The following is a 20308-nucleotide window of genomic DNA, read 5'->3' as shown; positions in this document are numbered from 1 at the left end:
ATCGTTCTCTTTGAGCTAAGGCGAGGCAACGCTGTACCGGTTTTTGTTAATCCGCTATATTCCGCCATCTCTAAGATTTACAGCGATACACGGGTAATTTAAGGAATGCCCGAACCGTCATTCCCGCCACTTTTCGTCATTCCCGCGAAAGCGGGAATCTAGAATCTCGGACTTTCAGATAATCTTTGAATATTGCTGTTGTTCTAAGGTCTAGATTCCCGCCTGCGCGGGAATGACGGCTGCAGATGCCCGACGGTCTTTATAGCGGATTAACAAAAATCAGGACAAGGCGACGAAGCCGCAGACAGTACAAATAGTACGGAACCGATTCACTCGGTGCTTCAGCACCTTAGAGAATCGTTCTCTTTGAGCTAAGGCGAGACAACGCTGTACTGGTTTTTGTTAATCCACTATAAAAACCATCAATCGGAAAATATTGCATAAACAGGCGGAAATATATCATTTAAAAGAAAACCCATACAATGTCTGACAGAAACAAGCCTCTTTGCCATTATTTCCTAACAGTTAAGCCCCACCCTTCAAGGCAGCGGATCGGCCTTATTTCAAAATGGCGCAAGCCCTTTCCGGAAGCTGCAACGCGCAGGATTAAACCATAATAGCAGCTTTCTTATCGTTTCTTATTGAAACATCGCACCAAACCCGATACAATCCGCCCTTGAACCATCAGTGAAAATCGTTCTCTTTTAATCAGTTAAACCGAATATGGAGCCGAAAATGAATCCAGCCCGCAAAAAACTCTTCTCTTCTCTTCTCTTCTCTTCTCTTCTCTTCCGCAGCGCGGGCGGCGGGTGAAGACCATGGGCGCGGCCCGTATGTGCAGGCGGATCTGGCCTACGCCTACGAACACATTACCCGCGATTATCCCGCCGACAACGCCAAAGTCTTCGACGACTCTCGCGACATCAAAACCCATTCCACCCACCCCCGCCTTTCCGTCGGCTACGATTTCGGTAACTGGCGCATCGCCCTCGATTATGCCCGTTACAATACCTGGAGACATAGCAAGCATATTCATGCAGAACAAACAAAACAATATAGTCCTGCTGTTACAGCCAAAACAGAAATAGACCACACCGACAAAGGCACATTCAAAGCCGAATCCAACTACGGCATCTCTGCCATCTACGATTTCGATACCGGCACCCGCTTCAAACCCTATGTCGGTGCACGGGTTGGTTTAGGCAAAATCAAACACAGCATTTCCTTGGAAGACCAAGTAACCATTACCATTAACAATATCAAACGAGGACCGACCAATGCCCACGACCCCATCCACCAAAGCCGCAGCATCCGCCGCGTGGGCTTCGGCGCAGTGGCAGGCGTAGGCATCGACATCACACCCAACCTAACCTTGGACGCCGGCTACCGCTACCACAACTGGGGACGCCTGGAAAACACCCGCTTCAAAACCCACGAAGCCTCATTGGGCGTGCGCTACCGCTTCTGATTCCCCGATGCCGATGCCGTCTGAACCTTCAGACGGCATTTTTGATGCACTCGCCGTTTACAGGCGCAGGACAGGCGTAGTGAAATACCCGAACCGTCATTCCCGACAACACCGTAATCTTGAAATCCGTCATTCCCGCGCAGGCGGGAATCTAGACCTGTCCGCACAGAAACTTATCGGATAAAAACAGTTGCTCAAACCCCGCGTTCTAGATTCCCACTTTCGTGGGAATGACGTGGTGCAGGTTTCCGTATGGATGGATTCGTCATTCCCGCGCAGGCGGGAATCTAGGTCTGTCGGTGCGGAAACTTATCGGATAAAACGGTTTCTTTAGATTTTACGCCCTGGATTACTGCCTGCGCGGGAATGACGGGATTTGAGGTTTCTGTTTTTGATTTTCCGCTTTCGAGAAAATGACGGTTTAGAGTTACCCGAAACCTCAAAAAAAACCGAAACCGAACGGTCTGGATTCCCGCCTGCGGGGAATGACGGGTTTCAAGATTACGGTGTATCGGGAATAATGGAAAACGGTGGGAATTGTGTAAAAAATGCCGTCTGAAGCCTTTCAGACGGCATTTGCGGCGTTTGGACGTTTAAAACTTCATTTCCAAGCTAAATGTGTAGTTGCGACCGGGGGCGGCATATCGGTTGTAAACGCCGACATTTTTGTGTTGGTTGACTGCGCCGCCGGCAGTTTGCCGCACATTTTCCCAAGTAACATAGCGGTGGTTGAGGAGGTTGTACACGCCCGCACGGAGGGTGAAGTGTTTTTTAATCGTGTAATAACCGGACACATCCACAATATACCAAGGGCGGGTACGGCGCGCGGTGGCTTTTGTATTGCGGCTGTTGCCGTTGAGCAAAGCCCGGCTGCCCAACAACTCTGTGATTTCCTTGGCTTTGGAATAAGTCAGCATACCGTTCACACCCCATTTACCTTCCGGTTGGTCATAGCCCAAGCCGACGACATAGCGCGAGGGTTGGATGGCATCAAACAGGTGTGATTGAATATCGGTGCGGTCTGCGCGTTTTTTGATGTCGCGGACACGGACACGATTATAGGCAAATGTAGAATACCAACCTTCGGGCAATTTATCCCATACGCCGTTCCAATCGATTTTGCCCAAAACATTGATGCCGGTAATCCGCGCGCTTTGGGCATTGAGGTAAGCTGGGTCGCCTTTGGCTTCTTCTTTGCCGTTTTTAATTTGCGCTTCATAACCCCGGACAATCAAATCGCGGTAGGCATTGTTGAACCAACTTGCCTCCAAGTTGCCGAAATCGCCTTTAAACACGATGCCGACTTCTTTGTTGAACGATTTTTCCGGATCGATTTTGACGGCTTTTATTTTATCGCCCGACCGCCAGCCGTACATTTCCGAAAACGAGGGCAGGCGGAAGCCGGTTGAAGTGCGGTAAGTCAAATCCAGCCAGTCGACAGGTTTGAGGACGATGCCGGCGTTCCAGGACAGGGTGCGGTGCGTGCCGGTGGAAACGCTGCCGTCGTCCGAATGCGTGCTGCGGTAGTCGTAGCGCAAGCCCGCGCCGACATCCGCCCACCTGCCCAAACGGACATTGTCCCGAACTGCCGCGTAATAGCTTTTGCCGTTGATGCTGCGCGGCGTGCAGTCCGTATAAGTATTGTTGCCCGAGCGGCAGATTTGCCCCGTAACCACATTTCCCCCGCCTATGCTGACCCAATAGGGTTTGTCTTGGCTGCCGTTGGGGCTGATTTTTTGATTGCCGTTTTGAGTGGGTATTTTCGACGAATAGGCGCGGTTGGCATTTTGATAATAATAATCCTGATGGCGGAGGTCGGAACCAAAACGGTCAAAACCGAGGTTGACGCTCAGGTTGTGGCGGATTTTGGCGGTATCGAAGGATTTTTTGAATGCCGCCTGCAAGAGCCTGTGGCTTTCCCCGTAAATCACGCGGTCGGATTTGTAATAGGAAAACGGCTTGTCGGCACTCGGACGGCAATATTTGTCCGAACCGTCGGCAGAACAGTGCGTCTGCTGAAAATGATTATCCAAACCGATACCCTGCCGGTCGTAAGAGAGGCGGGCATAATCCGCCCAAGTGTCTTTATCGGCATTGGTATAGACATATTCCAAACCGTAGCGGCTTTTGGTGTGCGTCTCGTCGTAAAACACGCCCGTACCGTATTCCGCGCCCACCAGCGCACCGTTTTCGCCGTTGGTAAACAGACCGCCGTATTTGTGGTCGCCCGCGTATTTGCCGTTGCCGGACAAAGAACCCGCCTGTTTTTTATTTTCATCAAAAACCGCCTTGGTCAGGAATGCCGGAACCGTCATATCGCGCGTGTCGAAAGTTTGTTGCGTGCGTTCGAGTATGCCGCCGATGTAGTGCCGTTTGTTGTCAAAACGAAAACCCGGGCGGAACAGCCACGACCGGCTTTCGTATGAAAGCGGATCGGCGAGGAAGCGGTTGGGACCCGTGTAGTCTCGGGTGGAAACCGTTTGACGTTCGTCTTTGCCGACAACATCTTTTTTCGGATTCGCTTTACACGTTTCGTAATTCCCGCTTTCGCATTCTTCTTCAACGATGAAATTTGCGTACTGATTGGTATCCTCAACCGGCACCAGCCTGTTAAAGCTCTGAACGCCGCGTCCGGCGGCTTCGTGGGCGCGGATTTCCCCCGCGCGCCGACCCGTGTGGATCAGCAAAGCCTCCGCACCGCCGATGCGCCCCGCCAGCGCGATGGATTGGGTAAGCCCCCGGTTTTTGCCGGAATAGGCGGTTTTACTCTGAATCCCCCACTGCCTGCCTTCCCCGATAACATCGTCGGCGGTTTTGGTTTGAAATGCGACCGAGCCTGCCAATGCGCCGCTGCCTTGTTCGACCGAGTTTGAGCCTTTGCTGATTTCGACAGCTTTGACGTTTTCATACTCGATTTCATTGATTGCGCCGCTGCTGCCCGCCGTCCTCGTCCCGCCCAATGCCGCCTGCGCGGTGTAGGACTGTATTTGCGCCAAGCCGTCTACCGTCAAGGAAACGCGGTTTTTGTCCATACCGCGTATCGAATAGCCCGAGCTTGCGCCGCGCCCCTGTTCGACGACGGCGATGCCGGGGTCGTAGCGAGTCAGGTCGCGGATATCGAGTACCTGTTCCTTGCTGAGGGTGTCGGCGGTTTTGACCAATTTGCCCAAACCGGTTACTTCGTTATCGCGGCGGGTTTTCTGTTTTTTGGCTTTTACCTGTATGGTATCCAACTGTTTTTCCTGTGCTTGTCCGGCTTGCACATTTTCTGCATAAACGGGCAGCGCAGTCATCAGCGACAGGCATAAAATATTTAATCGGAACAAATGTTGCTGTTGCATAGTGTTTCCCTACTCTTCGCTTTCAGACGGCATCGGAAGGAGCGATGCCGTCTGAAGCCTTATTCTCGATTGTTCGGCAGCCGTACTTATTGCACAAGCTGTTGGCGTTTCGCACCGAATACCACGGTCGCGCTGTTGGCGGCTGACGTACCTGACCCCGAAGCGGACGGCTGCGCCTGACTGTCGCCCGGATAGGCAAACCATCCGCCCATTTCTTCGGCTTTAGGCCCGTAAAAACCGCCGGTTACAGTGGCATTGATGCTCGCTTTATGGGAGGCTTCCGTATTTTTCGGATCCAGCGCAAAGCCGCCATCACCGGTTTTCGCCGTACCTTCAAAGCCGTTGCCCTGAATCATTCCCTCAATGGTAAAGGTTGCCGCCTGCCTGTTTTCAGCGGTTAACGTGCCGGTAATTTTTTTCTCGCCAAAATTCACGGTAAAGTCCGCCCTGTTGCCACTCGTTGCATTGGAAGCATTGCCGCTCCAGCTTGTGCCGTTGGCAATATGCCCGTACCAAGACCCCCGATAAACGACGTTTTGCTCGCTTGGAATCTTGTTTTCATCGGTGCGCTCGCCTTGGAGGAACATACTTTGTGCACCCTGTGCCGTTTGGGCGGCGGTTGGGCTGCCGTTGCCGCCTTCCCCCGTATTGCCGGCAGTCTTGCGCGTCAGCAACCCGTATTTCAGATAATTGAGGTTGGAACAGCAGACTTCGACTTCATAGGTTTTTGTTTTGCCATTGGTATCACCTGCCGTATTTGAAGCGGCTTGATCGCCATTCGCCGCCGTACCTGCTTGGGTGTCTTTTTCATCGCTTTTCGGCGTGTAGGTTGTTTTGTAGGTAAAGGCTGTTCCGCCATTTGTACCTTGATTGGCTTGATTGTTCCCACTTTCGGAAGCCTCGGGCAGAAGCGGAATCATAATGCCGTCGACAACCAGTTGGGCGGCATTGCTGAAGTTGTCGAGATTTTTGATTGCTGTGCCGCCGTGCGTCAGCTCGACCGCATCCAAAACCGTGGTCAGCTTACCGTTTTCAGACGGCATAGCTGCCGCACCGCCCGATGCTGCCGCACCTGCGCCGCCTGAAGCCGCTGCGCCATTTTCCGTTTTGTCTTTGGTTTTCGCGCTGCCGACAACCGCAACTTTTTGATCGTCGCTCAAAAAGCGGAAACCCAATTCCTCACCCTTCGGACCGAAAAAGCCGCCGCTCAAAGAAGACGAGTCGGAAACAAAGGGATGTAGTTTGGTTTCTCCAGTGCCGGGCTTGTCGGTTGCCATCGCCTTGCCGTTGAAGCGGTTGCCTGTTACTTGAGCCTCAAGGCTGTAATATTGCGTGGTATGTTTGTCGCCAGTAGTAGCGTTTGTAACTCTATTATTGCGTATCAATTTACCCGTCAATTTTTTATTATTGAAATCCACTTCTAAATTTGAGGTAAAACCATAACCCTCGTGATTATTATTAAGGTCGGAATCAGTTCTATTGGAAGTTGTTTCGCCTTCATCGCCCGAAAATCCGCTGTACTTATCTCCTTGCCCTTTTGAAGTTTCAAGAATATCGTTAAATTTTTGTCCCTGTTTCGTATCGGTTACAAAATGCCACACACCTTTGTAGATAATGTTTCCAGAAGCGGGAAGTTGTCGGGAAGGTTCTTTGCCGTGATAAAAGATATAACCGTCGTCGCCGTTTTTTGCACTTTTATGTTCCCCCTGTAAGTTAAACTCTCGTTTGGCATGTTTATAAAACCAGCCGGAATAAACATATTGGAAATTTTCGTAACCTTTTGCCCAATTTTTAGGTTGGTTTACACCGTTGCCAGTGTTGCCGTTTTGATGGTTTGATTGCGCGAGATAGGGGGAAGTGTAAATATTGTTGTCGCCATTGTTTGCTTGTACTTTTGAAATGACGGATTCTTGTTTTAATGGCAGTTTCTTGGGTTCTGTCGGTAATCCTGTCGCCTCCCAATCATCATTCTTTAATTTAACCTCATTTTCTTTAGGCATTGCCATAGGATGCCAATTCCTCCGCTTGAAGCGCATTGCAAAACCGTATCCGCCTTGGTCTTTTTGGGCTTGCGGTTTTTCGGAAGAAACATCTTGATACTTTGGCGCGGGACGCGGGGCTTCGGTATCGACAGAATCAAGATCGAAACTGCCGCCGCCTCCGCCCAAACAAGCACTCAACAAAAACACCGGCAGCACCATAGCAGCCTGATTTACCAATGGATTGTTCATATAAACCCAATTCAATTAAAGAATGATAAAGATTATTATTTTATTTATTTTTAACAAATTTGCAAATACTTTTTTATTTTTTAGGGAATACACCAAAATCCCGTCATTCCCGCGCAGGCGGGAATCCGAACGCGTCCGCACGGAAACCTATATCCCGTCATTCCCACGTATATCCCGTCATTCCCACGAAAGTGGGAATCCAGGACGTTCGGTTTCGCTTGTTTTAAGTTTCGGGTAACTTCCACTTCGTCATTCCCGCGCAGGCGGGAATCCAGTGCGTTGAGTTTCAGCTATTTAGAATAAATTTTGAAACTCTAATCGCGTCATTCCCACAAAAGTGGGAATCCAGTTTTTTGAGTTTCAGTCATTCCCGATAAATTGCCTTAGCATTGAATGTCTAGATTCCCGCCTGCGCGGGAATGACGGGATTTGAGGTTTCTGTTTTTGATTTTCTGTTTTCGTAGGAATGACGGTTTAGAGTTACCCGAAACCTCAAAAAAAAAAACCGAAACCGAACGGACTGGATTCCCGCCTGCGCGGGAATGACGGGTTTCGAGATTACAGTGTATCGAGAAGGAGGGGAAACGGTGGGAGTTGTGTAAAAAATGCCGTCTGAAGCCTTTCAGACGGAATTTGCGGAGACGGGGCGTTTAATACGGCAGGGCGTTGCGGGTGCGTATGCGGATGGCGCGGACGGGGACGGTTTCCGTCCGTACCTGCCGCTACCCCAAAGACACCATTTCAATCTGCTCCATCGTCCTGCCCAGAAAACGCTCGCCGATGGTTCTGAATTTCAAAGGAATATCGCTGACGTAAAAACGGTAGTCGGGATTGTTGTTGTCGGTATTGAGCAACCCTTCCTGCGCAAGGACGCGTGCGGTTTCTTCGGCCGTCGTAATCGCGGAATCGACCAGCGCGACATTGCCCGCCTCCCTGCCGATTAAGGGCTTGAGCAAGGGAAAGTGCGTGCAGCCCAACACCAGCGTATCGATGCCGTCTGCAAGCAATGGTTTGAGGTATTCGCATACGGTCAGGCGGGTAACTTCGTGTTCCAACCAGCCCTCTTCCACCAAAGGGACGAGCAGCGGCGCGGCCTGCGTGCGGACGAGCGTGTCGGGGTTGTTCCTATGGATGGCGCGCGCATAGGCATTGCTGTTGACTGTGGTATTGGTGGCGATAATGCCGATTTTGTTGTTGCGCGTGGTTGCCAGCGCGGCTTTCGCGCCGGCGGAAATCACGTCCAAAACCGGCATATTGCCCGTCTTTTGACGGATTTTCTGCCCCGCCACCGCCGCAATCGTATTACATGCGATAACCATCGCCTTAACATCGTGTTCCAGCAGAAAATCGACAATCTGCATCGAGAAATTTTCGATGGTAGCCTTAGATTTCGTCCCGTAAGGCACGCGCGCCGTGTCGCCGAAATAAATGATGTTTTCCATCGGCAGCCGTTCCATCAGCGCGCGCACATTGGTCAAACCGCCGATTCCCGAGTCAAAAACGCCGATGGGTCGCTGCCTGCCGATATTTTCCATCCTTTTTCCAATCCGTCCTAAACATACAATCCGCGTATTGTACACGCGCCGCTTTTTCTTGACAGCCATGCCGTCTGAAAGCAGGATGCGGATTTGGCTGTTATAATGCTCGGAAAAGAAGCATCCGCCCCTCGGGTGCAAAGTTTGTAAAACCTGCAAAACTGCCCATAATACCCCAAACCTTACAACAAACCGTTTCCATGTCTGATTTTCCCCCCGTTTCCCGATTCCTTGCCGACGAAGCTGCCACACTCGATTTGGGTGCGGCGTGGTCTTCCCGTTTAAACGCACCGCTGGTCATTTATCTCGAAGGGGATTTGGGTGCGGGCAAAACCACGCTGACACGCGGAATCCTACGCGGACTCGGTCATCGGGGACCGGTCAAAAGCCCGACTTACGCCATCGTCGAATCCTATCCGCTGAAACCCTTTACCCTGCATCATTTCGACCTCTACCGTTTCACCACGCCCGAAGAATGGGAAGATGCCGGATTGGACGAACTGTTTGCCGCAAACAGCGTCTGCCTGATCGAATGGCCGCAACAGGGAGGCGAATTTACCCCGCCTGCCGACATCACCACAACATTGACACACGACGGCGACGGCAGAAAATGCCTGCTGACCGCCCATACCGAACGAGGACGTGAAAGCCTGCCGCTATGACCAAACTGACACGAAGACAAATCATCCGCCGCACCGCCGGCACACTGTTCGCCCTAAGCCCCATCGCATCCGCCGTTGCCAAAACGGTACGCGCACCACAATTCACTGCCGCACGGATATGGCCGTCGCACACCTACACCCGCCTGACGCTGGAAAGCACCGCCGCGCTCAAATACCAACACTTCACGCTCGACAACCCGGGCAGGTTGGTCGTCGATATACAAAACGCAAACATCAATACCGTATTGCACGGACTGTCTCAGAAAGTCATGGCAGACGACCCCTTTATCCGCAGCATACGCGCGGGTCAGAACACGCCGACCACCGTCCGCCTCGTCATCGACCTGAAACAATCCTCACGCGCACAAGTCTTTTCCCTCCCCCCTGTCAGCGGCTTTAAGAACCGCCTCGTTATCGACCTCTATCCGCACGGAATGGATCCCGACGATCCGATGATGGCGCTGCTTAACGGCAGCCTGAACAAAACCCTGCGCGGCTCTCCGGAAGCCGACCTCGCCCAAAACACCACGCCCCAACCCGGGCGCGGCAGAAACGGGCGCAGACCCGTCATTATGATCGACCCCGGACACGGCGGCGAAGACCCCGGTGCCATCAGCCCGGGCGGCCTACAGGAAAAACATGTCGTCCTATCCATTGCCAGGGAAACCAAAAATCAGTTAGAAGCATTAGGCTACAATGTATTTATGACGCGCAACGAAGATGTGTTCATCCCGTTGGGCGTGCGTGTCGCCAAAGGGCGCGCACGGCGGGCGGACGTATTTGTCTCCATCCACGCCGATGCCTTCACCAGCCCCTCCGCGCGCGGAACCGGGGTTTATATGTTGAACACCAAAGGCGCGACCAGCTCTGCCGCCAAATTCTTGGAACAAACCCAAAATAATGCCGACGCAGTCGGCGGCGTACCGACCAGCGGCAACCGCAATGTCGATACCGCCCTGCTCGACATGACCCAAACCGCCACGCTGCGCGACAGCCGCAAACTCGGCAAACTGGTGCTTGAAGAATTGGGCAGGCTCAACCACTTGCACAAAGGCAGGGTGGATGAAGCCAATTTCGCCGTTTTGCGCGCACCCGATATGCCGTCTATCCTGGTCGAAACCGCCTTCCTGTCCAACCCTGCCGAAGAGAAGCTGCTGGGCAGCGAATCCTTCCGCCGGCAGTGCGCCCAATCCATTGCCTCGGGCGTCCAACGCTACATCAACACTTCCGTATTGAAGCGGGGTTGATTCCGAAAAATAAATGCCGTCTGAACATTTTTCAGACGGCATTTTTGTACACTTTCCTCAACGGTTCGATCCCTGCACCATATCAATCAGAAACAGGCGACAATCGAGGTTGCCGTTATAAAGTGGGATTTTGCGTTTTGGCGACAGGCGCATGAATTTGGGCATTTCCCTGTCGCCGGTAAACATGCCGACCCGCCAGCCGGCATAGTGTTTTTTCAACCACGTACCCAACTGCGGATAAAGTGCCTGCAAAGCGTGGACTTCCTCAAGGCGCACACCGTAGGGCGGATTAGACACCATGATGCCGTTTTCGCCGTTCGGACGGACGGATTGCGCGTCGGCAACGCTGAAGGAAACGATGTCGTCCACTTCGGCACTGCGTGCGTTGGCCAATGCCGTCTGAATGATGCGGCGGTCGTTGTCGCTGCCTGCAATCGGGGCGCGGACGGGGCGGGTTTGCGCTTCGGCGCGGCGGCACAAATCCGCCCACAGCGTTTTATCGAAATTTTGCAGTTTTTCAAAACCGAAGCGGCGCATCATACCCGGCGCGCGGCGGGCGGCAATCCAAGCGGCTTCGATAGCAATCGTGCCGCTGCCGCAAAACGGGTCTTGAAACGGCTGCGTGCCGTCGTAGCCTGCCGAGAGCAGCAGTCCGGCGGCAAGGTTTTCGCGCAGCGGTGCTTCGCCGGTATCGAGACGGTAGCCGCGTTTGAACAAGGCTTCGCCCGAAGTGTCGATGAAGATTTCGACATTGCGTTCGTCCAAAAAGGCGTGGATGCGGACATCGGGCGCAGCTTTGTCCACGCTCGGACGTGCGTCGTAAATGTCGCGGAAAGCGTCGCAGACGGCATCTTTGACAGTCAGTCCGACAAATTGGATGCTCTTAACGTTGGCACGCTTTGCCTCGATTTTGACTTTGAACGTCTGCTGCAAGGTAAACCAGTTGAACCAGTTGATGTTTTTGGCAAGTTTGTAGATGTCGCGCTCATTGCGGTATGTACCTTTGGTCAGACGCAGCAGGATACGGCTGGCAGTACGCGAATGCAGGTTGGCGGCGTAGGCCTGTTCCAATCCGCCCCGGCAGGAAACGCCGCCGTCAAACGCTTGAACATCGGTACAGCCGAGGCTTCCGAGTTCTTGAGATAAAACGGTTTCCAAGCCGCGCGGGCAGGTGGCGAAAAGTGTATATAAAGTATTCATAGCGTGTCCTTTCCGGACGGATGTTCCGGCAATGGCGGATTGAAAGGTTTATTCGGCGGTAAATGCCGTCTGAAATGTCCGGCTGCCGATTGTAATGTCCGCCGTAAAATCGCGCCTGCCTTCGACACAGACGGGCAGGCGGATGCGTGCTGCCTGCCAAGTCCCCGACGGTTGCCGCTCGAACATATAGCGGTTGAACCCCATATCCATATTTTTCATACTGAAGCTGATACTGACCTGTTCCGTGCCGATGGGTGCGTGTTCGATATAAATATCAAACGGTTTTTTGGTTGAAACGGCGGCGGCGCGGACGCGGCTTCCGTCCGGCAGCGTGCAACCTTCGGTCAAATCGCATTGCGCCGCCACGGCTTGCGGCTGCTGCGCCTGCCACCATTGCAACAAAACAAGCTTGAAGGCGGCAAAGGCAATCAGCAGCAATGCGGCAAGCAGTAATTTGCGGTTTTTAGCCATTTCCGTTCCCCATTTTTTCATCGGCCAACACGGCGTGTGCGCCCGCCGCCAGCCATTGCCCGCCGCAATGCGATGCCGTCTGAACGTCGGCGGCAACGACCAGCGGCACGGATACGCCGTGCTTCAACACTTCGTCCACCGCTGCGGCTTGTGCGGCATTACCGACTCGCCAGACGACCACATCTGCGCCCTTTTCCTGCGCCTGCCTCCATTGTTCGCGGGTCTGCACCATCATCCACACGCTGTCGGCGTGTTCGGGTCTGTCCTGCCATTGCGCCGCCTCCATCAAAACGTTCGCACCGCTTCCCTCTGCCGAACCCAAAGGCAGGACGCGGTACGCGCCCATACTGTTTTCGCCGTGCAAACCCGTTTTCAGGCTGCCGTACAAACGGCGCGGGACGGACAGCGAACGCAAAAGCGCGCCGTTGGCGGGCAGCATGGGGGCAACGGTAAAATCACCCGCCTTCTGCCACGACCATGCCTGTCCTTCGCGCGATTGCGGTTCGCCCGTCCATTGGTCGGGGTTTACCCATAGGAATTTCAGGCAGACATGCGCGTGTTCGTAGGAATGGATTTTGGTCAGCCAAGGCGTGGCGGCGAGGATGCGGATGCCGAGTTCTTCTTCAAACTCGCGTTGCAGGGCTTGGAAGTCGGTTTCGCCCGCTTCGACCTTGCCGCCGGCAAATTCCCAATATCCGGCATAGGGCTTGCCTTCNGGGCGCGAGCNGAGCAGGTAGTTGCCGTCTGAATCAAGCAGGATGCCGGCAACGACGCGGATAAGGGGGCGGGTGTCTTGGATCATGGCGGGTATGCGGNTGGTCGGTCGGAGTGCAAATGAGGGACGGGCAATGCCGTCAACGGGTTTGCCGCATTTCAGACGGCATTATTTTTCGGCAACGGCAAATGCCAATACGGTGTCTTCTTCGTCGCTCATGCTGAGGCTGACGCGGCTGATGCCTTGTTCTTCCAGCCATTCGGAAAGGGAGGGGGCATAGAAAAATTCGGGTTTGCCCAATGCGTCATGCCCGATGCCGATGTTGCGGAAGGAAACCGCGCCGCGTATGCCCGTGCCGACGGCTTTGGCGAAGGCTTCTTTGGCGGCAAAGCGTTTGGCGAGGTAGTTGACGGGTTTGCCCGCCTGCGGAAATTCAAGCAGCTCTTCCGGAGTGAGGATACGCACGGCAAATGCTTGTCCGAACTTTTTGCTCAGGCGGACGATGCGTTTGAGGGAAACAATATCTGTGCCGATGCCGTAAATCATATTTGCGCTCCTTTGTCGTGAAATGCCGTCTGAAACGGTTTGCCTGCCCTTAAGGCAGCAGCCTTGCCCTGAACATCGCCTCCTTCATCTGGCGCACGGCCTCGGGCAATCCGAGGAAAAGTGCCTGCGAAATCAGCGAATGCCCAATGTTCAGCTCGCGGATGGCGAGGATTTGGGCGATGGGGGTAACGTTGTGTATGGTCAGTCCGTGTCCGGCGTTGACGACCAAGCCCAAATCGCTGGCAAAATGCGCGCCGTTTTGCAGACGCTCGAATTGCTTGATTTGTTCGGCGTGGCTGCGTGCATCGGCGTATGCGCCGGTGTGCAGCTCGATAACGGGTGCGCCGACATCACGGGCGGCTTGGATTTGCTCGTTGTCGGCATCGATAAAGAGCGAGACTCGGATGCCTGCGTCGGTCAGGATTTTGGTGAACTCGGCAATTTTTTCTTGTTGCGCCAATACGTCCAAACCGCCTTCGGTCGTGATTTCCTGACGTTTTTCAGGCACGATGCACACGTCTTGCGGCATGACTTTGAGTGCGTTTTCCAGCATTTCTTCAGTCAACGCCATTTCAAGGTTCAGGCGCGTGCGGATGGCGTTTTTAACGGCGAACACGTCCGCGTCTTTGATGTGGCGACGGTCTTCGCGCAGGTGCATGGTAATCAAATCCGCACCGTGCGTTTCCGCGACCAATGCCGCTTCCACAGGGCTGGGATAAGTCGTGCCGCGCGCGTTGCGGACGGTGGCGATGTGGTCGATGTTGACACCCAAAAGCATAATGTTTCCTTTTCTCTTCGTTTTTCTGTTTGACGGCATGGTGCGGGCGCAGCTACGCGGTATTGCGGTCGAACTGCCTTATCTGTTCCAACACCTGCCGCGATTTCAGCCCTTCGGGCAACAGGTGGCGGATAAAAAGCCGTGTGATTTTCAATGCCTGTTGCAGGCTTTCGGCGGTGCGGAAACTGCCTTCGCGCAAATCGATCAGGCTTTGCCCTTCGACAATTGCGCCGGCCTCGTGCGAAAGCGCGTCCGTGTCCCGGCATACGGGCATGACCGCCTCTTCGGGCATCAGCCGGTAGGTTTTGTCCGCCAAAATATCGCCGCCCGTACCGTCGGCGTGCAAATCGGGGGCAACGCCCAAGGCATTGAGCAGCTTCCACTCGAAGCAGCGCAAATCGGCAATGTGGTTGGCTTCACGGCACACCGCCTCCATCACTTCCGCCAACGCGTCGTACAGTTCGGGCATCGGATCTTCGCGCGCGGTCAGTTTTAAAACCAGCTCGTTCACATACAATCCGCCAAACAACGCCCTGCCCTGCGGCTGCCGCCAACCGCCGACCCATTCGGCGCGGTGAAGGGTTTTGAGTTCCTGACTGCCGTACCACGACACGCTGACAGGGACGAACGGAACCAATACGCCGCGCAGCTCGCTCTGCCGTTTGCGCGCGCTGCGCGCCAGCAAAGCCACACGCCCGTAACGGCGGCTGAATGCTTCAACCCACAGGCTGCTTTCGCGCCAAGGCGAAGATGCCAGCATAAAAACGGGTTCGTGGTTGACTCGGTATTCGGACATAATCGTTGGGGGAATGCCGTCTGAACGCTGCCGCAACTACAAAACGGCAGTCGGATACGAACCAATGATTTTGACAAACGAAGCGCGCCCGCCCAACTGTTTTAATGCCGTCTGAACCTTGTCATCCGTCCGGTGTCCCTCGATATCGATAAAGAACAGGTATTCCCACAACGCCGCTTTTCCGGGACGGCTCTCAAACTTGGTCATGGAAATGCCTGATTCGGTCAGGGGTTGCAGCAGCGAGGCAACCGCGCCTGCCCGGTTGGGTGCGGAAACGACCAGCGAGGTTTTGTCGCTGCCGCCAGCACCGGTTTCATGATGACCCATAACCAGGAAGCGCGTGGTGTTGTTCGTCTCATCCTCAATGCACTCAGCAACGGGGCTGAGTCCGTAGATTTCCGCCGCAGTACGCCCGGCAATGGCGGCAACCGTACCGTCGTCCGATTCGGCAACCAGCCTTGCGGCTTCGGCATTGCTAGACACGGCAATCCGCTCGGCGTTGGGAAGGTGTCTGCCCAGCCAGTCGTTGCACTGCGCCAACGCCTGTGCGTGCGAAAATACTTTGGTGATGCCTTCGGTACTACTGCTGTTTTTACGCAGAAGGTTGTGGTGTATGCGCAAGACAACTTCGCCGCAAGCCTGCAATGCGGTAACGGCAAGCAGGTCTAACGTGCGGCCGACCGAGCCTTCGGTCGAATTTTCCACGGGGGCGACCAGATAATCCGCCTGACGCGTTTCAACCTGTTTGAAGCAGTCGTCTATGGTCGGACACGTCATAGTGTGTGCGGCATGACCGAAATGCTTAATCGCCGCCTGTTGGGTAAACGTACCCTGCGGTCCCAGATAGGCGATGGTCAGCGGGCGTTCTACGGCGAGGCACTCGCTCATCACTTCCCNGAACAGGCGGGCGACTGATTCGTCGGGCAGCGGGCCTTTGTTCAAATCCTGAATGCGGCGCAACACGGCAACCTCGCGTTCCGCGCGGTATACCGCGCCCGTGCCTTTCAGGTCGCCGATGGCGTGTGCGTGTTGCGCGCGTTCGTTGAGCAGGCGCAGGATTTCCGCATCGATGGTGTCGATGGCGTTGCGGTGGGGAAGGAGGAGTTCGTCGATGTGATGGGACATGATTTTGTCTGAATGGTAATTTATCGTGCATTCTAACATCAAATGCCGTCTGAAACGGTTTCAGACGGCATTTTCCGTTAAAGGTATTCGCTTTGCCCGTTTTCTTTCCACGCACGATGCGAGCAGAGCCACAGAAGCGCAATGCCGCAAGAGGTGGACGCGGTCATGGTTGCCGCCATCACGGTTGCCGAACCGTCGTGCAAGAAGGTCGCCGCCATACCTACCCCCGCGCCGATTAAAGATTGGAATACACCCAATACGGCGTTTGCGCTGCCGCCCTCTTCTTTGAAATAAGACATAAAGCATGCCTGCGTGTTCGCGCCGACCAGACCCTGCGTACCGACGGAAAACATCACGCACGCAACCAGCAACCAAAACGGGGGCAGCCCGAAAAACAGCACGGCGGCGAGTTGGGACAGGTTGGCGGCAAACTGAACGACAATCCCCCACAGCAGGATGCTTTGCGGATGCGCGCCGGTTTTGAGCCGCCACGCAGTAACGCGGTTGAAAAACATCATCGTGATGATGTTGAGCGCAAACGCCCAAGCGTATTGATGCGGCGTAACGCGGTAAAGTTGCTGGTACACGAAGGACGATTCGGTCAAAAAAACAAACATCGAGCCGAAACTGAATGCTTGGAAAAACAGATACCCCATCGCGGCGCGTGTTTTCAAAACACGTTTAAACCGCCCAGCCACCAGCCCGAACACGTCCCGTCTGATTTTGCCGCCGACGGCAGGCTTGGGCAGGAAATATTGCACCAAACCGAGCAACACCAGCGAATAAGCCGCCAGAAAAACAAAAATCGCCTGCCAGCCACCCAAGCCCTGCAACAATGCGCCGACCATGGGCGCGACAAGCGGCACAACCATCAGAATGATGCCGATAAGGGCAAACATCTGCGCGGCTTTCCGCCCTGAATAATAATCGCGCACCATCGCACCGACGATGACCACAGTCATGCCTGCGCCGAACGCCTGTACCGCACGCAGGTTAAGGAGCTGTTCGGCACTTGAGGCAAATGCGATGGCGGCAACGGCAAGGCAATATACAATCAAACCGGTCAGGGCGACGGGTTTGCGCCCTTTGATGTCGGACACCGAACCGCCGACCACCTGCCCGAACGCCGTGCCGAACATAAACAAACTCAGGCTCGGTTCGATACGGTGAACATCCGCGTTCAGCGACTGCGCCATTTCGGGAATCGCGGGCAAGTAGGCATCGATGGAAAACGGCATCAGCGCGACCAGCATCGCCATCAAAACCGCCATCAGTTTTTCGTTCATCGGAGGAAGGGTCGGAGACATGGTTTTTCCGTTCAAATCAAATAAAGAAACCGTCGCAAACGACGGTCGGTACGGGCGCAAGTTTAACATATCGGACGGCGGGGCAAAACCGGAGGATATGCCGTCCGAAACCGCTTCAGACGGCATTGCCGTTTTGCGCATCCCTGCGCGACAGCCAGCCGGCGGCAAATGTGGCGGCGATGACGACAAACACGCCCAAGGCGGACACGGGCGATAAATATTCGCCCAAAATCAAAACCGCCAACAACACGCCGACGACGGGTTCGAGCGAAATCAACAGTCCCGACGCGTTTGCCGGAACACGGCTCATGCCTTTATTCCACAGCCAATAGGCATACCAGCTGCACCCCACGCCCAAATACAGCAGCGACACCACGCCCTGCCAACTCCAATGCACGGTATAACTCTGTGCCAAGGCAAGCGAAAACGGCAGGCACATCAGCGATGCAGCGGCAATGGAAACAGATGTGAATGCCGGTGCGCCGATGCGGGCCACCAACCTTTGCGTCGGACGCATAGCGGCACAAAAGCCCGCACCCGCCAACAACACCAGCAGGCAGCCGAACCAGCCGACTTCGCCGCCCTCTTCCGCCCCGCCCACCATCAGCAGCGCAATGCCGACAAACGCTGCCGCGCCGCATATCCAATGATAGGCACGGGCTTTGTCGTTGAAGAAAAAGTGTCCGATAAACACCATCAGCAGCGGCTCGAGTCCGACGATGGTCGATGCACTGGCGGCAGACGTATATTTCAGTCCGACAAACTGCAGCATCAGGGTAAATACATAAGTGATGAAGGATACCGCCAGCAGGGGCTTCCATTCCCTGCGCGGAATCTTGCCGATATACCGGCGGCAGACGGGCAGCACCAGCAGTGCGGCAATCAGCAGGCGCACGCCGACCATCAGTGCCGGATCGATGACGGCATAGGCGTATTTGGCGGCAATAAACGAGCTGCTCCAGATAATCAGGGCGAAGATTTGGTAAAACATTTCAACTTATTCGGCTTAAAAACTGTGTTTGTTGGCGGAGGGGCGGATGGGAAGTTTCACCACCGGCGGGGCAAAACAAACCGCCTGCCGGTTTCAGACGGCATCCAAAACCATGTGTTTTAAAGCAGGCAGCCTGCTGCGGACGCTGTTCAGCCTGCCTGCATCGATGTCTGCCGTAACGATGCCTTCGCCCTCGGGCAATACGTCCAACACGTCGCCCCACGGATCGACAATCATACTGTGTCCGAACGTGCGCCTGCCGTTTTCGTGCACCCCGCCCTGCGCCGCCGCCACAACATAACATTGGTTTTCGACGGCACGCGTACGCAAAAGCAGCTCCCAGTGCGCCTTGCCCGTCGTATGGGTGAATGCCGCCGGAAGCATCAATACGTCAAACGGCAGCTGGCAGCGGAAAAATTCGGGAAAGCGGACATCGTAACAAATACCTGCCGCCACCGGCACGCCCTCTGCCGACAAGTGCGGCACTTCCTGCCCCGCGCGGATGGTATCAGCTTCGGCATAGCGTTCGCCCAAACCGGAAAAACCGAAGAGGTGCATTTTGTGATACAGACCCGTTCTTACTCCGTCCCGTCCGTACACCAACAGCGTATTCATCACCTTGCCCGCCTCGCTGCTTTGCAGCGGCACGGTTCCGCCAAACAGCACCACGCCGCACGCTTTCGCCGTTTCACTCAATGCCGTCTGAAAGCGTCCGCCGCCCAAAGGCTCGGCAAGCGCAAGTTTGTCGGTATCGTTTGCGCCCATCAGCACCCAATATTCGGGCAACAGCACCCAATCCGCACCGCACTGCGCCGCTGTTTTAACCAAACGCCTCATGGTTTCGATATTTTTATGGGGAGACAGCCCGGAAACCATCTGCACGGCGGCTATTCTGATTTTGTCCACTTTTCCTCCTTTACCCGCCCATCTTGCGGGATATTCCGCCGATACGCTACCATGACGGTACTTTGCGAAAGTTTTTTACACAAATGCACATTTTGAACCATATCGTCCTCGTCGGCGTAGGGCTGATCGGCGGTTCGTTCGTCCTAGACCTCAAGAGACAGGGGCTCGTCCGTACCGTTACCGGCATCGACACCGACCGCGACAACCTGCAACGTGCGCTGGAACGCGGCGTGATTGACCGGGCTTCCGCCGTCATCGATAAAAACAGCATCGCCGATGCGGATTTGATTGTTATCGCCACGCCCGTTGCCTCCGTCTCCGGCATCTTAACCGCGCTTGCACCCGTTTTACCCGCCCACGCTTGGATTTCCGATGTCGGCAGCACCAAAATCTCCGTTATCAAGGCTTTCCGACGCTGCCTGCCCGACAGCATTTACCGCTGTATTGCCGCCCACCCGATTGCCGGCTCCGACCGAAGCGGGGCAGATTCGGCGCAGTACGGCCTGTTCCAAAATAGAAAACTCATCATCACACCACACGGCGGCGAAGATTCAGACGGCATCTCATTGATAGAAAACCTATGGCGCGCCGTCGGGGCCGAAATTTATACGATGGACGCGCAAAAACACGATGCGGTTTTTGCCGCCGTCTCTCATATGCCCCACCTTGCCGCCTTCGCCTATGTCCACCAGCTCTTCGACCACCCCGACGGAAAGGCGTATCTGAAATTTGCCGCCACGGGCTTTCAGGACTTTACCCGCACCGCGTCCAGCCACCCTGCCGTGTGGGCGGACATCTGTCTTGCCAACAGGGACAACCTGTTGGAGCTGATTCGGGGCTTGGGCAGGCAGTTGGACACTTTGGAAACCATCCTGCTTAACCGGGACCGCCCCTCCCTGTACCGCTATTTTGAAGAAGCCAAAGCCACGCGCGACGGCTGGTCTGATGAGAATTGATGTTCAGACGGCATCCCACCCAAGCCAAAACCG

18 protein-coding genes are annotated in these 20308 nt (G+C 54.7%); 5 read left to right on the top strand and 13 right to left on the bottom strand.

Annotation, left to right across the window (positions count from 1 at the left end; all coding sequences use genetic code 11):
- The first annotated feature begins 739 nt into the window (after nt 1-739).
- Complete coding sequence (locus ACRPFF_RS06875; protein WP_432674193.1) at nt 740-1468, top strand: opacity family porin; 729 nt, start codon at nt 740-742, stop codon at nt 1466-1468.
- A 13-nt stretch (nt 1469-1481) separates the two neighbouring features.
- Nucleotides 1482-1652, top strand: a complete 171-nt coding sequence (locus ACRPFF_RS06870) for a hypothetical protein (RefSeq protein ID WP_432674190.1) — start codon at nt 1482-1484, stop codon at nt 1650-1652.
- A 409-nt stretch (nt 1653-2061) separates the two neighbouring features.
- Here ACRPFF_RS06870 and tbpA read toward each other — a convergent pair whose 3' ends face one another.
- From tbpA to murI, 3 genes are all read right to left on the bottom strand, one after another.
- On the bottom strand, nt 2062-4809 hold the full coding sequence (gene tbpA / locus ACRPFF_RS06865) for a transferrin-binding protein TbpA (protein WP_432674189.1): 2748 nt from the start codon (nt 4807-4809) through the stop codon (nt 2062-2064).
- 86 nt (nt 4810-4895) lie between these two features.
- Nucleotides 4896-7040 carry a transferrin-binding protein-like solute binding protein gene (locus tag ACRPFF_RS06860; protein ID WP_118811358.1) on the bottom strand — a complete coding sequence of 715 codons (2145 nt, stop codon included), beginning with the start codon at nt 7038-7040 and terminating at the stop codon, nt 4896-4898.
- A 722-nt stretch (nt 7041-7762) separates the two neighbouring features.
- Nucleotides 7763-8575 (bottom strand): glutamate racemase, encoded by an 813-nt coding sequence (gene murI / locus ACRPFF_RS06855; RefSeq protein WP_002223465.1) that lies wholly within the window; start codon nt 8573-8575, stop codon nt 7763-7765.
- A gap of 200 nt (nt 8576-8775) precedes the next feature.
- Between murI and tsaE the strand changes: the two genes are divergently transcribed.
- Both tsaE and ACRPFF_RS06845 read left to right on the top strand, forming a co-directional pair.
- On the top strand, nt 8776-9237 hold the full coding sequence (gene tsaE, locus ACRPFF_RS06850) for a tRNA (adenosine(37)-N6)-threonylcarbamoyltransferase complex ATPase subunit type 1 TsaE (RefSeq protein WP_432674188.1): 462 nt from the start codon (nt 8776-8778) through the stop codon (nt 9235-9237).
- Nucleotides 9234-10484, top strand: coding sequence for an N-acetylmuramoyl-L-alanine amidase (locus ACRPFF_RS06845; RefSeq protein WP_432674187.1), 1251 nt, complete (start codon nt 9234-9236; stop codon nt 10482-10484). Before tsaE ends, ACRPFF_RS06845 begins: the two co-directional genes overlap by 4 nt.
- 57 nt (nt 10485-10541) lie before the next feature.
- Here ACRPFF_RS06845 and ACRPFF_RS06840 read toward each other — a convergent pair whose 3' ends face one another.
- From ACRPFF_RS06840 to ACRPFF_RS06795, 10 genes are all read right to left on the bottom strand, one after another.
- A complete protein-coding gene (locus ACRPFF_RS06840; protein ID WP_432674186.1) occupies nt 10542-11684 on the bottom strand; it encodes a THUMP domain-containing class I SAM-dependent RNA methyltransferase in 1143 nt (380 codons plus the stop codon).
- Between the two features lie 48 nt (nt 11685-11732).
- A complete protein-coding gene (locus ACRPFF_RS06835; protein WP_432674185.1) occupies nt 11733-12155 on the bottom strand; it encodes a hypothetical protein in 423 nt (140 codons plus the stop codon).
- The gene (locus ACRPFF_RS06830; RefSeq protein WP_432674184.1) at nt 12148-12957 is read right to left on the bottom strand and encodes an NUDIX domain-containing protein; all 810 of its coding nucleotides are present in this window, start codon (nt 12955-12957) and stop codon (nt 12148-12150) included. The genes ACRPFF_RS06835 and ACRPFF_RS06830 overlap by 8 nt, the downstream gene beginning before the upstream one ends.
- 81 nt (nt 12958-13038) lie before the next feature.
- Nucleotides 13039-13416 carry a holo-ACP synthase gene (acpS, locus tag ACRPFF_RS06825; RefSeq protein ID WP_432674183.1) on the bottom strand — a complete coding sequence of 126 codons (378 nt, stop codon included), beginning with the start codon at nt 13414-13416 and terminating at the stop codon, nt 13039-13041.
- Between the two features lie 49 nt (nt 13417-13465).
- Nucleotides 13466-14194, bottom strand: coding sequence for a pyridoxine 5'-phosphate synthase (pdxJ, locus tag ACRPFF_RS06820; RefSeq protein WP_432674182.1), 729 nt, complete (start codon nt 14192-14194; stop codon nt 13466-13468).
- Nucleotides 14195-14246: 52 nt separating this feature from the next.
- Nucleotides 14247-14990, bottom strand: a complete 744-nt coding sequence (gene recO / locus ACRPFF_RS06815) for a DNA repair protein RecO (protein ID WP_432674181.1) — start codon at nt 14988-14990, stop codon at nt 14247-14249.
- A gap of 36 nt (nt 14991-15026) precedes the next feature.
- Nucleotides 15027-16154 carry a prephenate dehydratase gene (pheA, locus tag ACRPFF_RS06810; protein ID WP_432674180.1) on the bottom strand — a complete coding sequence of 376 codons (1128 nt, stop codon included), beginning with the start codon at nt 16152-16154 and terminating at the stop codon, nt 15027-15029.
- A 38-nt stretch (nt 16155-16192) separates the two neighbouring features.
- Nucleotides 16193-17422 (bottom strand): multidrug effflux MFS transporter, encoded by a 1230-nt coding sequence (locus tag ACRPFF_RS06805; RefSeq protein ID WP_432674192.1) that lies wholly within the window; start codon nt 17420-17422, stop codon nt 16193-16195.
- Nucleotides 17423-17537: 115 nt separating this feature from the next.
- Nucleotides 17538-18413: a DMT family transporter gene (locus ACRPFF_RS06800; RefSeq protein WP_432674179.1), complete on the bottom strand. Its 876-nt coding sequence runs from the start codon at nt 18411-18413 to the stop codon at nt 17538-17540.
- Nucleotides 18414-18506: 93 nt separating this feature from the next.
- Nucleotides 18507-19319 carry a carbon-nitrogen hydrolase family protein gene (locus ACRPFF_RS06795; RefSeq protein ID WP_432674178.1) on the bottom strand — a complete coding sequence of 271 codons (813 nt, stop codon included), beginning with the start codon at nt 19317-19319 and terminating at the stop codon, nt 18507-18509.
- Nucleotides 19320-19402: 83 nt separating this feature from the next.
- On the opposite strand from ACRPFF_RS06795, the gene ACRPFF_RS06790 reads away from it, so the two are divergent.
- On the top strand, nt 19403-20275 hold the full coding sequence (locus tag ACRPFF_RS06790; protein ID WP_432674177.1) for a prephenate dehydrogenase: 873 nt from the start codon (nt 19403-19405) through the stop codon (nt 20273-20275).
- The last annotated feature ends 33 nt before the right edge of the window (nt 20276-20308 follow it).

Source organism: Neisseria sp. SLRRB23, from assembly GCF_050896295.1.
GTDB lineage: Bacteria > Pseudomonadota > Gammaproteobacteria > Burkholderiales > Neisseriaceae > Neisseria.
Note: the sequence above shows the minus strand (reverse complement) of the source record. Positions and strands in the feature narration are given on the sequence as shown.

What these genes read in the sequence shown, in the direction of transcription:
- ACRPFF_RS06870 (WP_432674190.1), top strand. Translation starts at nt 1,482, where the DNA reads ATGCCGTCTGAACCTTCAGACGGCATTTTTGATGCACTCGCCGTTTAC.
- ACRPFF_RS06790 (WP_432674177.1), top strand. Translation starts at nt 19,403, where the DNA reads ATGCACATTTTGAACCATATCGTCCTCGTCGGCGTAGGGCTGATCGGC.
- ACRPFF_RS06845 (WP_432674187.1), top strand. Translation starts at nt 9,234, where the DNA reads ATGACCAAACTGACACGAAGACAAATCATCCGCCGCACCGCCGGCACA.
- murI (WP_002223465.1), bottom strand. Translation starts at nt 8,575, where the DNA reads ATGGAAAATATCGGCAGGCAGCGACCCATCGGCGTTTTTGACTCGGGA.
- recO (WP_432674181.1), bottom strand. Translation starts at nt 14,990, where the DNA reads ATGTCCGAATACCGAGTCAACCACGAACCCGTTTTTATGCTGGCATCT.
- acpS (WP_432674183.1), bottom strand. Translation starts at nt 13,416, where the DNA reads ATGATTTACGGCATCGGCACAGATATTGTTTCCCTCAAACGCATCGTC.
- tsaE (WP_432674188.1), top strand. Translation starts at nt 8,776, where the DNA reads ATGTCTGATTTTCCCCCCGTTTCCCGATTCCTTGCCGACGAAGCTGCC.
- tbpA (WP_432674189.1), bottom strand. Translation starts at nt 4,809, where the DNA reads ATGCAACAGCAACATTTGTTCCGATTAAATATTTTATGCCTGTCGCTG.
- ACRPFF_RS06860 (WP_118811358.1), bottom strand. Translation starts at nt 7,040, where the DNA reads ATGAACAATCCATTGGTAAATCAGGCTGCTATGGTGCTGCCGGTGTTT.
- ACRPFF_RS06840 (WP_432674186.1), bottom strand. Translation starts at nt 11,684, where the DNA reads ATGAATACTTTATATACACTTTTCGCCACCTGCCCGCGCGGCTTGGAA.
- ACRPFF_RS06835 (WP_432674185.1), bottom strand. Translation starts at nt 12,155, where the DNA reads ATGGCTAAAAACCGCAAATTACTGCTTGCCGCATTGCTGCTGATTGCC.
- ACRPFF_RS06800 (WP_432674179.1), bottom strand. Translation starts at nt 18,413, where the DNA reads ATGTTTTACCAAATCTTCGCCCTGATTATCTGGAGCAGCTCGTTTATT.
- pdxJ (WP_432674182.1), bottom strand. Translation starts at nt 14,194, where the DNA reads ATGCTTTTGGGTGTCAACATCGACCACATCGCCACCGTCCGCAACGCG.
- ACRPFF_RS06805 (WP_432674192.1), bottom strand. Translation starts at nt 17,422, where the DNA reads ATGTCTCCGACCCTTCCTCCGATGAACGAAAAACTGATGGCGGTTTTG.